The sequence below is a fragment of the Stenotrophomonas sp. Steno-Z1 genome (genome assembly GCF_056393175.1).
The window spans coordinates 519,985-533,921 of the sequence record NZ_JBWJPB010000002.1 but is presented as its reverse complement, the minus strand read 5'-3'; the positions used below and the strand labels follow the sequence as shown (position 1 = coordinate 533,921).

General features: G+C 67.6%; 13 protein-coding genes. 7 read left to right on the top strand and 6 right to left on the bottom strand.

Annotation, left to right across the window (positions count from 1 at the left end; genetic code table 11):
* Window positions 1-59: 59 nt before the first annotated feature.
* A complete protein-coding gene (locus tag AC06FD_RS09140) occupies window positions 60-1,034 on the bottom strand; it encodes an HlyD family secretion protein (protein ID WP_478077610.1) in 975 nt (324 codons plus the stop codon).
* Window positions 1,035-1,421: 387 nt separating this feature from the next.
* Between AC06FD_RS09140 and AC06FD_RS09135 the strand changes: the two genes are divergently transcribed.
* The 7 genes from AC06FD_RS09135 to AC06FD_RS09105 all read left to right on the top strand — a co-directional run bounded on the left by AC06FD_RS09135 (window position 1,422) and on the right by AC06FD_RS09105 (window position 7,337).
* Window positions 1,422-2,405: a PhoH family protein gene (locus AC06FD_RS09135; protein WP_259204333.1), complete on the top strand. Its 984-nt coding sequence runs from the start codon at window positions 1,422-1,424 to the stop codon at window positions 2,403-2,405.
* Between the two features lie 5 nt (window positions 2,406-2,410).
* Window positions 2,411-2,950 (top strand): hypothetical protein, encoded by a 540-nt coding sequence (locus AC06FD_RS09130; protein WP_478077609.1) that lies wholly within the window; start codon window positions 2,411-2,413, stop codon window positions 2,948-2,950.
* Between the two features lie 19 nt (window positions 2,951-2,969).
* Window positions 2,970-3,455 (top strand): rRNA maturation RNase YbeY, encoded by a 486-nt coding sequence (gene ybeY, locus AC06FD_RS09125; protein WP_259204330.1) that lies wholly within the window; start codon window positions 2,970-2,972, stop codon window positions 3,453-3,455.
* 30 nt (window positions 3,456-3,485) lie between these two features.
* A complete protein-coding gene (locus tag AC06FD_RS09120) occupies window positions 3,486-4,067 on the top strand; it encodes a hypothetical protein (RefSeq protein WP_259204328.1) in 582 nt (193 codons plus the stop codon).
* 91 nt (window positions 4,068-4,158) lie between these two features.
* Window positions 4,159-5,040, top strand: a complete 882-nt coding sequence (locus tag AC06FD_RS09115) for an HlyC/CorC family transporter (RefSeq protein ID WP_394164689.1) — start codon at window positions 4,159-4,161, stop codon at window positions 5,038-5,040.
* A gap of 62 nt (window positions 5,041-5,102) precedes the next feature.
* Complete coding sequence (locus AC06FD_RS09110; protein WP_478077776.1) at window positions 5,103-6,320, top strand: lipoprotein N-acyltransferase Lnb domain-containing protein; 1,218 nt, start codon at window positions 5,103-5,105, stop codon at window positions 6,318-6,320.
* Window positions 6,321-6,335: 15 nt separating this feature from the next.
* Window positions 6,336-7,337, top strand: a complete 1,002-nt coding sequence (locus tag AC06FD_RS09105) for a magnesium and cobalt transport protein CorA (RefSeq protein ID WP_259204324.1) — start codon at window positions 6,336-6,338, stop codon at window positions 7,335-7,337.
* 144 nt (window positions 7,338-7,481) lie between these two features.
* On the opposite strand, the gene AC06FD_RS09100 is transcribed toward AC06FD_RS09105, so the two are convergent.
* From AC06FD_RS09100 to AC06FD_RS09080, 5 genes are all read right to left on the bottom strand, one after another.
* On the bottom strand, window positions 7,482-8,846 hold the full coding sequence (locus AC06FD_RS09100; protein WP_394164690.1) for an NAD-dependent succinate-semialdehyde dehydrogenase: 1,365 nt from the start codon (window positions 8,844-8,846) through the stop codon (window positions 7,482-7,484).
* A 923-nt stretch (window positions 8,847-9,769) separates the two neighbouring features.
* Entirely contained in the window at window positions 9,770-10,615 is an 846-nt protein-coding gene (locus tag AC06FD_RS09095; protein ID WP_259204322.1) for an ABC transporter permease subunit, read from the bottom strand.
* Window positions 10,612-11,523, bottom strand: coding sequence for an ABC transporter permease subunit (locus AC06FD_RS09090; RefSeq protein ID WP_478077608.1), 912 nt, complete (start codon window positions 11,521-11,523; stop codon window positions 10,612-10,614). Before AC06FD_RS09090 ends, AC06FD_RS09095 begins: the two co-directional genes overlap by 4 nt.
* A complete protein-coding gene (locus AC06FD_RS09085) occupies window positions 11,520-12,653 on the bottom strand; it encodes an ABC transporter ATP-binding protein (protein ID WP_259204315.1) in 1,134 nt (377 codons plus the stop codon). The genes AC06FD_RS09090 and AC06FD_RS09085 overlap by 4 nt, the downstream gene beginning before the upstream one ends.
* Window positions 12,654-12,816: 163 nt before the next feature.
* Window positions 12,817-13,920 carry a polyamine ABC transporter substrate-binding protein gene (locus AC06FD_RS09080; RefSeq protein WP_478077607.1) on the bottom strand — a complete coding sequence of 368 codons (1,104 nt, stop codon included), beginning with the start codon at window positions 13,918-13,920 and terminating at the stop codon, window positions 12,817-12,819.
* Between the last annotated feature and the right edge of the window lie 17 nt (window positions 13,921-13,937).

The window sequence follows — 13,937 nt, the reverse complement described above, 5'->3', positions numbered from 1 at the left end:
GGCGTCCTCGCCCTGGCCAGGGCCCGCATCGGCAGCGGCAGCAGCAGGCGGCACGGTGTTCAGAACCGCACCTGCAGGGGCATGCCCGCCGGCAGGTTGGCCATGCGTGCCGGGTCGTTGTCCGCGCTCAGTTCGATTTCGGCCAGCCAGCTCAACCGCGCGGCATCGCCGCCGCTCAAGGCGTAGTACGGGGTGAAGCCTGGATCGCTGCGGATGCTGCGCACGCGGCCGGACAGCGTGCCGTCGCGGCCCTGCAACTGGATGTGCGCGGCCTGCCCCACCCGGACCTGCAGGCGCAGTGCCTGCGGCAGGTAGACACGGGCATAGGGGCGCTCACCCACCAGCATCACCACCAGCGGCGCACCAACCGGCGGCTGGTCGCCGAGCTTGTAGGGCAGCGCGTCGACCAAGCCATCGCGCGGGGCCAGCAGGTCCAGTTTGCGCAGGGTCACCGCCTGCGCGGCAGCCTGCGCCTGGGCGGCCTGCAGCGCCGCTTCGCCCTGCGCCACCTGTTCCACCCGGGTGCCGTGCTGCAGCGCCAACAGCGCCTGCTCGGCCGCGCGCACCGCGCCCTGTGCATTGCCGGCGGCGGCGCGCGCCCGATCGACGTCGGCGGCCGCCACCAGGCGCTGGCGCCCCAGGGGTTGCAGGCGCGCGTAGTACGCCGACGCATCGGCCGCCTGCGCGCGCGCCGCGCCCAGCGTGGCCTGCGCCTGCGCGATGTCTTCGCTGCGCGGCCCATTGCGCAGCTCCTGCAGCGCCTCGCCCGCCTGCTGCGCCTGCGCCTGCAATGCCTGCAGCTGCGCCGCCGTGCGGGTGGGTTCCAACTGCAGCAGCGCGGCGCCGGCGCGGACCCGTTGGCCTTCGCGCACCTGCAGGGCCACGATGGTTTCCGCCGCCGGTGCCGGCACGCTGATGCGGTCCCATTCCAGCGTGCCCAAGGCAACCGGGTCATGCTCGGCACAGGCCGCGGGCAGCACGAGCATCGCGGCCAGCGGCAGCCAGCGGAGGGACACCCATGCATGCCTGGACATCGGTCGGCCTCGGCGGAGGAGATGCGTCGTCACCTTGCGCACACCTCCGTGAAGGCGGGGTCAGCGCAACGCGGGCATGGTCATGAAATGATCACGCCGCCGCAACCCTTGCCACCGTTGGGGCGCGCTCGCTTATCCACATGTTTCTCCAGCAACCACCCACAGTGGCTGTGGATGAACGCGGCATGCGTGGCTGTTTTTTGACCATGCGCGCCTACGCCTTGCGGCAGTAGGCCGCACGCAGGCTATCCACAGGTTGCTGCGGTGCCGTTGCACAGCCACTGTGGAGAACCCGGCCCGGTAGCGGCCACCGTACCCGCGCGCTACCCTGTGCTTCCTTTCCCTATCCTGTGGCCCGGTCGCTTCGACCGCTGGCCGCCACACGCAATGACGGCACTGTCCCAACGCGACTTCACCCTGGACCCGGAAGACACCGAGCGCCTGGCCAACCTGGCCGGTCCGTTCGACGAGCACCTGCGCCAGATCGAACTCAAGCTCGGCGTGGAAATCGCCAACCGCGGCGCGGTGTTCCGCGTGACCGGCCCGCGTCGCGTCGCCGAAGAGGCGCAGATCCTGATCGAGGCGCTGTACAAGGAAGCGGGCGAGGTGGTGTTCGACAACCATGCCATCCACCTGCGCCTGAACCAGGCCAACCTGGATCAGGTGGTGGAACGCGCGTACGAAGCGCAGGACGTGACCATCAAGGTCAAGCGCGGCACGGTGCGTGGACGCGGGGCCAACCAGGCCCGCTACCTGCACCAGATCACCACCCACGACATCAACTTCGGGATCGGCCCGGCCGGCACCGGCAAGACCTTCCTGGCCGTGGCCAGCGCGGTGGAGGCGCTGAACGAGTCGCGCGTGCAGCGCCTGATCCTGGTGCGCCCGGCCGTGGAGGCCGGCGAAAAGCTGGGCTTCCTGCCCGGCGACCTGAGCCAGAAGGTGGACCCGTACCTGCGCCCGCTGTACGACGCCCTGTATGAAATGCTGGGCGTGGAGAAGGTGATCAAGCTGCTGGAGAAGAACGTCATCGAGATCGCGCCGCTGGCCTACATGCGCGGGCGCACCCTCAACGATGCCTACGTGATCCTGGACGAGGCGCAGAACACCACCGTGGAGCAGATGAAGATGTTCCTGACCCGGCTGGGCTTCGGCTCGACCGCGGTGGTCACCGGTGACCTGACCCAGACCGACCTGGCCAAGCACGTGAAGTCGGGGCTGCGCGATGCGATCGAGGTACTGCGCGACGTGGACGGGGTGAGCTTCACCTTCTTCGAGGCCCGCGACGTGGTCCGCCACCCGCTGGTGGCACGCATCGTCAGCGCGTATGACCGCCGCGACCTGCAGCAGCTCAAGCCGGGAGCCGAGTAAGCACCATGCCCGCGCAAGCGCTGCTGTTTGGCTATGCACTGGCCGCACTGGCGACCGCCGGTGCGAACGTTGGCACGCCCCCGCCTGCGGAGCCCCAGCGCGTGGACACGCAGCAGACCATCACCCTGCCCTGTCTGTCGGTGCGGGTATCCAACAGCGTATCGGTCGCCGTTTCCGAGCCGCTGCTGCAGCGCTATGTGGCCGCGCGGCCGACCGGACCGGGGCCGCGCGAAGCGTACGAGCAGGACCGCATGGCGCGCATCTGGGGCGACCGGGCAGAGGCACTGCTCCGACTGGATACCGATGCCACCGACCGCCATGGATGCCGCAGCCTGCCACGCGAACACATCGCTGATGCCCAGTACCTGCTGGGCCACGTGTTGCAGGCCGGCCAGGCGATGGTCACGGTGGACGGGCGTGGGCGCCCGGAAGCGGCGATCATCATTACCGGCGAGAACGGTTGCGAAACGCGCCCCATGGCCATCCAGAGCTATCGATTGGAAAATGGCACCCCGTTCTTCCACCTTGTCACCTGTGTTGTTTGATTACCCGGAATTGCCCGTCATGACCAAAGGTCCCATCCGCCTCGATGTCGCCGTCAGCTACGCCCTGCCCCGTGCCGGACTGCCCTCGGCGGTGAGTTTCCGCAAGTGGGTTGCCGCCGCGCTCAAGGGCCGCATCCGTGAGGCCGACCTGGCCATCCGCCTGGTCGACGCCAAGGAAGGCCAGTCGCTGAACCGGCATTACCGGGGCAAGGATTACGCCACCAACGTGCTGAGTTTCCCGGCCGAGGTGCCCGAAGGCCTGCCCAAGGGCGTGAAGTTCCCGCTGCTGGGCGACCTGGTGATCTGCGCCCCGGTGGTGGCGCGCGAGGCCGACGAACAGGCCAAGGCGCTCAATGCGCACTACGCGCACCTCACCGTGCACGGCGTGCTGCACCTGCTGGGCTGGGACCACGAGGACGACAAGGAGGCCGAGGCGATGGAGCAGTTGGAGCGCGACATCCTGGCCGAACTGGGTATCGACGACCCCTACGCCAACGAGCACTGAGCCGCCACGGCGCTGACCCACGGACCTGCGATGACTGCTTCGAAGACCCTCTGCCTGGGCCTGCTGGCCCTGCTCCCGGCCGCCGCCCCGGCCGCTCCGCTGGACCTGGCCGCCTTGATCGAATGCCGCCAAGGCCTGGCCGACTACAGCGCTGTGGCCCCGGTGGTGGCCGACCCGCTCAAGGCGGTGGCCGCCGGCCTGCAGCCATTGCCGCAGTCCAACCAGTTCATGAGCGAGTTCCGCCTGGCCACGCCCCTGACCGTGTTCGGCCAGCGCACCGAATACGTGGCGGTGGCCGGGGCCAGCATCATGGCCATCCTCGACCTGGCCGACCCGCGCCCGCTGGCCAGATCGCTGGCCCTGGAGGACGGGGTGGACACCCCGGACAAGTTCATGGCCGGGCGCGAGCTGGTCAGCCGCGATGTCACCGACCCGCGCACCGGCGAGCCGATGATCGAATCGGTGATCCTGAGCCTGTCCACGGTCAAGACCCACCCCGGCAAGACCCTGGCCGGCTGCACCTACAGCCTGGACCTGCCACCGGAGGAGGAACCGGCCCCCGGCGCTGCCCCGGCTCCCGCCCCTGCCCCGCCGGTCCCTTCCAAGGCATGAATGCGGGCGTGGGCGGCAGGCGCTGACAGCGCCGCGCATCCTGCTAGACTGAATCCAACGCCCGGCTAGCCGGGTGCCTTTTTTTCCAGAGATGTCTGAAGACGACAGTAGTGGCTCCAACCTGGAGCAAAATGAAAAGAAGCGGAGCTGGCTCGAACGCCTGACCTCTGCCTTCTCCGGCGAACCCCACACCCGCGACGAGCTGGTGGCGGTCCTGCACACCGCGCAGGAGGATGGGCTGATCGCCGCCGATACCCTGCGCATGATGGAAGGGGCCATCGCGGTCGCCGAGCTGACCGTGGGCGATGTCATGATCTCGCGCTCGCAGATGGTCTCGCTGCCGGTGGAGGCGCCGTTCCTTGAGCTGATGAAGCAGGTGGTCGAATCCGGCCATTCACGCTTCCCGGTGCATGGCGACAACAAGGACGACATCCTCGGCGTGCTGCTGGCCAAGGACCTGCTGCGCGGCGTGGTGGCCGACAACGGCCCGGCCAACGTGCGCGAACTGCTGCGCCCGGCGGTGCTGATCCCCGAAGCCAAGAAGCTCAATGTGCTGCTCAAGGAGTTCCGGCTCTCGCGCAACCACATGGCGATCGTGGTGGACGAGTACGGCGGCGTGTCCGGGCTGGTCACCATCGAGGACGTGCTGGAACAGATCGTCGGCGAGATCGACGATGAGCACGACGAGGCCGAGGACCACACCGCGCAGATCGCCATCCAGGCCGACGGCCAGTACGTGGTCGATGCGCTGACCGCGATCGAGGACTTCAACGAACGCTTCGGCGCGACCTTCCCCGATGACGACTACGACACCATCGGCGGCCTGGTCACCGAGGCGATCGGCCACTTGCCCGAGACCGGCGACGAACTCAGCCTGGACCGCTTCGTGTTCCGGGTGGCGCGCGCCGATGCGCGCCGCGTACAGGCTTTCCACGTGACCGTGCTGCCGGCGGACACGGACAACGAGGATTGATCCACACCATGCGGCCCCTGCTCAATCGGTGGCCGTCGTGCCGCCTGCTGTTCCTGTCGTGGATGCTCACCCTGGCCAGCCTGCCCCTGGCGGCGCTGGCCCAGCAGGGCGCGGCCCCGGTGCCACCGCCGGCGGCCGCCGCCGCGAGCGCCGACGCCGCGCCGGTCCCGCAGATCGGGGTGCTGACCATGCAGCCGGGCGAAGTGTTCTTCGAGCGCTTCGGCCACGACGCGCTGGTGGTGCTGGACCCGACCAGCGGCACGGCCACCTCCTACAACTTCGGTTACTTCGACCCGGGCGAGACCGACTTCGTCGGTCGCTTCATGCGCGGGGAGATGATGTATTACCTGGTCGCCCTGCCGCTGGACGAGGACCTGTCCTACTACCGGCATAGCGGGCGCGGCGCCAGCATCCAGTGGCTGGACTTGACCCCGGCGCAGGCGCGGGCGCTGGCCGATGGGCTGGCCGAACGCGCCAAGCCGGAGAACGCGCGCTACCGCTACGATTACTACACCGCCAACTGCGCCACGATGGTGCGCGACACCATCGACCGCGCGCTCGGTGGCGGCCTGCACGCGCAGCTGTCCGGGCGCTCGCGCGGCAATACCTATCGCAGCGAATCGGTGCGGCTGGCGTCGCCGTCGCCGTGGATGTGGCTGGGCTTCGACATCGGCCTAGGGCCGTTCGCCGACCAGCCGCTGTCGCGCTGGCAGGAGGCCTTCGTGCCGATGCGCCTGGCCGACGCGCTGCGCCAGGCACGCAACAGCGAGGGCCGCCCGCTGGTGATGGCCGAGACCGAGCTGCTGGAGCATCACATCGACCCGGAACCCAAGGAAGCGCCGCGCCACTGGTGGCCGTGGCTGCTGTGCGGGCTGTTGGCCGCTGCCGGCGTGCTGGCCCTGCGCCGGCGCCAGCGCCTGCTGGGTGGCATCGCACTGCCGCTTTGGCTGTTCTGCGGCATCGCCGGCGCCCTGCTCACCTACCTGTGGGGCTTCAGCGCACACCAGGCCGCGTGGGCCAATCGCAATCTGCTGGTGCTGTCGCCGCTGTGCCTGCTGCTGGTGCCCGGCGCGATCACCCTGCTGCGTCGGCGCGTTCCGCGTGCCTGGTTCCGCATCCTGCTGTGGGCCGTTGCGCTGCTGGCGGCGCTGGGCCTGGTGCTGCACTGGTTGAGCCTGCAGGCGCAGGTCAACCTGCAATGGATCGTGCTGCTGCTGCCGGTGCACCTGGCCCTGGCCTGGGTGCTGGGGCGTCGTGACCCGTCCATCACGGGCCGCTGACGCACGATGCTGCCCATGGAAAGCACCACCGCACCCGTCAATCCTCCCTGCGTCATCAACTGCGTGCACTACGATGACCAGGGCAAGCGCCACGACATCAGCCTGGACGCGATCAGCGATGTGATCGAAAGCGGCAACGGCTTCGTCTGGGTCGGCCTGTACGAGCCGGCCGAGAGCGTGCTGCTGAAGCTGCAGGAAGAATTCTGCCTGCACTCGCTGGCGATCGAAGACGCCCGCAACGCGCACCAGCGGCCCAAAGTGGAGTCGTACGGCAACTCGCTGTTCGTGGTGGTCACCACCGCACAGATGGTGGACGAGCGCATCCAGTACGGCGAAACCCACGCCTTTCTCGGCCCACGCTTCCTGGTCACGGTGCGGCATGGCGCCTCGCTGTCCTACGCGGCCCCGCGCGCGCGGGTGGAACGCGAGCCGGAGCTGCTGCGCAGGATGGGGCCGTCCTACTGCCTGTATGCGGTACTCGATTTCGTGGTGGACAACTACCTGCCCATCACCCAGCGCTACCGCGAGACACTGGAGCTGCTGGAGAAGGACATCTTCTCGGACAGCTACAAGCGCCAGACCGTGGTGCGCCTGTACGAGTTGAAGCGCGAGCTCAACAAGATGCGCATGGCCGTGGCGCCGCTGCAGGACATGCTGGCGCAGATCAAGCGTTACCAGGGCGACCTGGTGCCCGACGAGGTGAAACTGTACCTGCGCGACGTGCATGACCACGCAGTGCGGATCAGCGATGTGATCGACACCCTGCGCGAAATGCTGGGCACCGCGCTGAGCGTGAACCTGTCGCTGGTGACGCTGGCCCAGGGCGAGACGGTGAAGCGACTCGGCGCGTGGGCGGCACTGCTGGCCGCGCCGACGCTGATCACCAGTTGGTACGGCATGAACTTCAGCCACATGCCCGAGTTGAACCAGCCGTGGGCCTATCCGGCGATGATCGTGGGCGTGGGTGCGGTCTGCGTGGGCTTGTACCGCCTGTTCAAGCGCGTCCACTGGCTATGAGGCAGGCGACTCCCTGCGCCCCGTAGTGCCGGCTGTTGGCTGGCTCCCGGCAGCGTCGGCTCCACGCGGCGCAGGCTGCCAATTCGGGGGAGCCGACCCACGGTCGGCTCTACCGATGTGGAGGGCGCGGCCGCGCGCCTCCGGTCAGGCGACGTAGACGGTCTTGATGTTCATGAACTCATGGATGCCGTGGTCCGCCAGTTCGCGGCCGAAGCCGGAGCGCTTGGTGCCGCCGAACGGCAGGCGCGCGTCGCTCTTGACGATGGCATTGACGAAGGCAGCGCCGCATTCGAGCTGCTGGGCGAGCTTCTCCGCACGCACCGCATCGCCACTCCACACGCTGCCGCCAAGGCCGAAGGTGGTGTCATTGGCTACACGCAGCGCTTCCGCGTCGTCGCGCACGCGCAGGATGGCCGCGGCGGGACCGAACAGCTCTTCTTCGTAGGCCGGCATGCCGGGGGCCACGTTGTCGAGGATGGTGGCGGGATAACCGGCGTGGCTGCCCGGGACCGGCTCGCCACCGAGCAGCAGCGTGGCGCCCTTGGCGACGCTGGCCTGTACCTGCTTGTGCAGCTCCTCGCGAAGATCGGCACGGGCCATCGGGGCCAGCGTGGTCGTCTCGTCCTGCGGGTCGCCGTAGACGCGTTTGGCGGCGGCGGCCACGAACTTCTCCACGAACGCATCGGCGATGGCATCGACCACGATGAAACGCTTGGCGGCGATGCAGGTCTGGCCGCTGTTGTCGAAACGCGACTTCACTGCGGCGGCGACGGTCTTGTCCAGGTCGGCATCGTCGAGGACGACGAAGGCATCGCTGCCACCCAGTTCCATCACGCACTTCTTCAGCTGGTCGCCGGCGTTGGCGGCGATCGAACGCCCGGCCCGCTCGCTGCCGGTGAGGGTGACCGCCTTGACGCGCTTGTCGCGCAGCACCTCGGCGGCCTGGTCGTTGTCGATGTGGAGCACGTCGAATACACCCTCGGGCAGTCCGCCATCGCGGCACACGGCGAGGATGAGGTCGGCGCACTGGGGGACGTTGCTGGCATGCTTGAGCAGGGCGACATTGCCGGCCATGAATGCCGGGGCAAGGAAGCGGAACACCTGCCAGATGGGGAAGTTCCAGGGCATCACCGCGAACACGCAGCCGATCGGCTCATAGCGGACGTAACTGCGCTGGGCTTCGGTGTCGATGATCTGCGGCTTGAGGTAGTCGGCGGCGTGGTCGGCGTAGAACTCGCAGGCCTGGGCGCACTTGTCCACTTCGGCCAGGGCTTCGGCCTTGAGCTTGCCCATTTCGCTGGTCATGGCCTGCTGGATGTCGCCCTTGCGTGCGCGCAACTGGGCAGCGATGCCCCGCAGGATGGCGCCGCGGGCCTGCAGGGTCTGCGCGGACCAGCTCGGGAAGGCGGTGGCGGCGGCGGCGAGGCGCTGTTCGATCTGCGCGGCATCGAGCAGTTCGTGGCGGTAGGTCACCTGGCCGGTGGCGGGGTTGACGATCTCAACGGTCATCGCGGTACTCCGAAAGACAGGCGCTCATTGTGCGCCGGGGCCTGTGAGCCGGATGTTGCCGGATGCGTCGGGAAGGCTGTTTGGGTTGCGACATGGGGTCGCAGGTTTGGGTGTATGCGGGAAGCAACGTTTCACTGGCGTGTGGTTGGCACGGTGCGGGTGGGATGCACAAAGCAACGTTTCACTGGCGTGTGGTTGGCACGGTGCGGGTGGGACGCAGAAAGCGACGTTTCACTGGCGTGCGGTTGGCACGGTGCGGGTGGGATGCCGGGACACGCCGTGAATCCAGCTCCGCGGCCCGGCCCGGCCGCTGGCGGCTGTGCGTTCAGTCGCATGCGAGGCGGTGCCTCGCAAGCAATGCGCCTTCACCCATGGAGGCTCGCGGGCGCCATCCATGGCGCCCGACGGTCCCGGCATCCCACCCGCACCGTGCCCAGACAGTTGGCCGGGGCCGGATTGAGAGCAAGCGCCGGCCGGCCGTTTTTGGGGAGAGGGAGCGAAGAGCAGCCGGGCATGGCCCGGCTCTACCGGTTGGTCGTGGTTTGAAGGCTGCGTGCAGCCGGGCATGTGGCCGGGGCCGGGTTGAGAGCAAGCGCCGGCCGTTTTTTGGGAGGGGGAGCGAAGAGCAGCCGGGCATGGCCCGGCTCTACCGGTTGGTCGTGGTTTGGAGGCTGTGTGCGGCCGGGCATGGCCCGGCTCTACGGGTTGGTCGTGGTTCGGAGGCTGTGTGCAGCCGGGCATGGCCCGGCTCTACGGGTTGGTCGCGGAGGCTGCGTGCAGGCGGGCATGGCCCGGCTCTGCCGTGGGATCAGTACAACGTTGAACGGGTACAGCCGGGCCATGCCCGGCTGCTCTTGAGGCCCTCCCCAGCGCCAACGCAGCATCCGCCCCGCTGTTGCTCTGAAAAGACCAGCCGCCCCACCCTACCCTTTGTCCTGCAACGCCATCTGCATGTCGCGCTGGCGACGTTTCTCGCCGCGCGCGGTAACAAACCAGCCCACCACCGCCGCGATCGACACCGCCAGCACCATCAACGTGGCCAGCGCGTTGATCTCCGGCTTGATCCCCATCCGCACCGAGGCGAACACCTTCATCGGCAACGTCGTCGAATTCGGCCCCGCCACGAAACTGGCGATCACCACATCGTCCAGCGACAGCGTGAACGCCAGCAACCAGCCGGCGACCAGGGCAGGCGCGATGATCGGCAAGGTGATCTGGAAGAACACCTTCAACCGGCTCGCGCCCAGGTCCATGGCCGCCTCTTCCAGCGACCGGTCCAGCTCCTGCAGCCGCGAGGACACCACCACCGTCACGAACGACAGCGTAAATGTCACATGCGCGATCCAGATGCTGGTCACCCCGCGTGCCGGGAAGCCCGGAATGCCGCCCATCGCCACCAGCAGCGTCATCAGCGAAAAGCCCAGGATCACCTCCGGCATCACCAGCGGCGCGGTAATCAGCGCGCCGAACATCGTCTTGCCCGGGAAGCGTTTGAACCGCGTCATCACCATCGCCGCCATCGTGCCCAGCACCGTCGACGCGCATGCCGTCCAGAATGCCACCTCCAGGCTGATCCACAGCGCATCCAGGATCTGCCGGTTGTTGAACAGCTCCCCGTACCAGCGCGTGGAAAAGCCCGACCACACCGTGGCCAGCTTCGATTCGTTGAACGAGTAGATCATCAACAGCAGGATCGGCAGGTACAGGAACGCAAATCCCAGCCCCAGCACCGACCACCCCAACCAGCGGCTGCCGCGCACCATGCTCATAGCAGCTTCCCTTCCAGCTCACGCTGCTGGACCCGGTTGAACAGCAGGATCGGCACCAGCAGCAACAGCAGCATCACGATCGCCACCGCCGAGGCCGTCGGCCAGTCGCGGTTGTTGAAGAACTCGCCCCACAGCACCCGCCCGATCATCAGCGTATCCGGGCCACCCAGCATCTCCGGGATCACGAACTCGCCCACCGCCGGGATCATCACCAGCATGCAGCCGGCGATGATGCCGGTGCGCGACAGCGGCAACGTGATCCGCAGGAACGCCTGCCACGGCCGCGCGCCCAGGTCGTAGGCGGCCTCGAGCAGGCGGTTGTCCAGCTTGACCAGGTTGGCGTACAGCGGCAGCACCATGAACGGCAGGTAGCAGTACACGATGCCGATGTAGGCGGCGGTCGGCGTGTACAGGATCTGCAGCGGCGCATCGATCAGCCCCAGCTTCAGCAGCAGCTGGTTGAGCAGCCCGTTGCGGTCCAGGATCCCGATCCAGGCATACACCCGGATCAGGAACGAGGTCCACGACGGCAGCACCACCAGCATCATCGCCACGTTGCGCGCGGCCGGCGACATCCGCGAAATCACATACGCCATCGGGTAGCCGATCAGCAGCGTCAGCAGCGTGGCGATCACCGCGATCTTGATCGAACTCAGGTACGCCAGTACGTACTGGCTGTCCTTCACCAGCGCCGCGTAATTGCCCAGGCTGAGCTTGAGCGAGAACGCGCCATCCACGTACTCCAGCAGCCAGGTGTACGGCGGCGAGCCCACCTGCGTGCGCGCGAACGAGATCATCAGGATGATCACGAACGGCACCGCGAAGAACAGCAGCAGCCACAGGTACGGCGCGGCGATCACGCTGCCGCGGGTACCGGGGAGCCAACGCTTCCAGCCGGCGGCGTTCATGCGGTGAGCACCACGCCGTCGTTGTCGCGCCAGCACACCCACACGCTGTCGCCCCAGGTCAGTCCGTCGCTGGCCCAGCGCTGCGAGTTGGCGAAGTTGGACAGCACCTTGGCCCCGCTCGGCAGGCGCACGTGGTAGACCGAATGGCTGCCGAAGTAGGCGATATCCTCGATCACGCCCTGTGCCTTGTTGGTGTCCCCGGCCGGCTCCTCCTTGCCGATCATCACCTTCTCCGGGCGCAGCGCGAACGCCACCGGCTGGCCTTCGTAGCCGGTGATGCCGTGGGCCACGTAGATCGGCGCCGGGAAAAGCGGCGTACGCACGGTGACGTACTCGGGCAGGTCCTCGTCGATCACCCCGTCGAACAGGTTGACCGACCCGATGAACTCGGCCACGAAGCGGTTGGCCGGCTGCTCGTAGATTTCGTCCGGCTTGCCCACCTGCTGGATCCAGCCGGCGTCCATCACCGCGATGCGGGTGGCCATGGTCATGGCCTCTTCCTGGTCATGGGTGACCATCACGCAGGTCACCCCCGAGGTCTCGATGATGTTGACCAGCTCCAGCTGCATCTGCGAGCGCAGCTTCTTGTCCAGCGCGCCCATCGGCTCGTCCAGCAGCAGCAGCTTGGGTCCCTTGGCCAGCGACCGCGCCAGCGCCACGCGCTGCTGCTGGCCACCGGACAACTGGTGCGGCTTGCGCTTGGCCAGCTTGCCCAGCTGCACCAGCTCCAGCATCTCGCCCACGCGCGTGCGGATCGCATCGCGGGCCAGGCCGTCCTGCTTCAGCCCGAAGGCGATGTTCTGCTCCACCGTCATATGCGGGAACAGCGCGTAAGACTGGAACATCATGTTGATCGGCCGCTGGTACGGCGGCAGGTCGTTGATGCGCTGGCCGTCCAGCTCGATGCTGCCCTTGGTGGGCGTCTCGAAGCCGCCCAGGCAGCGCAGCAGGGTCGACTTGCCGCTGCCCGAGCCGCCGAGCAGGGCGAAGATCTCGCCCTTGCGCACGTCCAGGCTGACATCGTCGAGGGCGACGAAGCCGTCGAATTCCTTGCGCAGCGCGCGGATGGACAGATAGCCCGGGTCGAGGACCGGCACGACCTCGCCTTCCGGCTTGGCATCAAATGGCATGGGGAGCGGCTCCGGGAGCGGCGGCAGGACGGGGGGAGCATCCCATTTTACCGGTGGTGGCGGCGTCATGTGCGACCGGATCGGGCGGCCTGCCCTGCCGCCCACCGGCGGGACGATCCCCTGAAACGACGACGCCGGCACGGGGCCGGCGTCGCAGGGGCGGTCAGCGACCGGTCTTCACCTCGGTCCACAACCGGGTGTAGAGCTTGTCCACCTCCGGGGTGTTGATCGAGTAGGTGAACATCTTGGCGGCCACGTCGGCCGGCGGGTAGATGGTCGGGTCGGTGCGGATCGCCTCGTCCACCAGCGCGGTGGCCTGGGTCACCGGGTTGGCGTAATGGATGAAGTTGGTGTTGGCCGCGGCCACCTTCGGTTCCAGCAGGTAGTTGATGAAGGCATACGCGGCCTCCGGGTGCTTGGCATCCTTGGGGATGGCCAGCATGTCGAACCACTGCGGGGCGCCTTCGCGCGGGATCGAGTAGGCCACGGTCACGCCATTGTTGGCTTCGGCGGCGCGGTCGCGGGCCTGGATGATGTCGCCCGACCAGCCCACCACCAGGCAGGTGCCGCCGTTGGCCAGCGAACCCACGTACTGGGAGGAGTGGAAATTCTGCACATACGGGCGGATGCCCTTGAGCAGCGCGGCGGCCTTTTCCAGCGTGGCCGGGTCCTGGCTGTGCGGATCCTCGCCCAGGTAGTGCAGCGCGATCGGGATCATGTCCGAGGGCGTGTCGAGGATGGTGATCCCGCAGTCCTTCATCTTGCCGATGTTTTCGGGCTTGAAGATCAGGTCCCAGCTGTTGGCGATGTCGGTGCTGCCGCCGAAGCGCTGCTTGAGCATGTCGACGTTGTAGCCGATGCCGGTGGTGCCGATCATGTACGGCACGCCGTACTGGTTGCCCGGGTCCTGCTGGGCGATGCGCTTCATCACCTCCGGATCGAGGTTGGCCAGGTTCGGGATCTTGCTCTTGTCCAGCGGCAGGAACACGCCGGCCTTGATCTGGCGGCCGAAGAAGTTCAGCGTTGGCACCACCACGTCGTAGCCACTGTTGCCGGCCAGCAGCTTGGTTTCCACCATCTCGTCGCTGTCGAACACATCGTAGGTCACCTTGGTGCCGGTGGCCTTTTCGAAATTGGGGATGGTGTCTTCGGCGATGTAATCGCTGTAGTTGTAGACGTTCAGCACCTTGCTGTCGTCCTGCTTGCCGCCGCCACAGGCGCTGAGTACGGATACGGCAATGCCGAGGGTGAGGATTCGCAGCTTCATCGGACTCTCCACAGGTC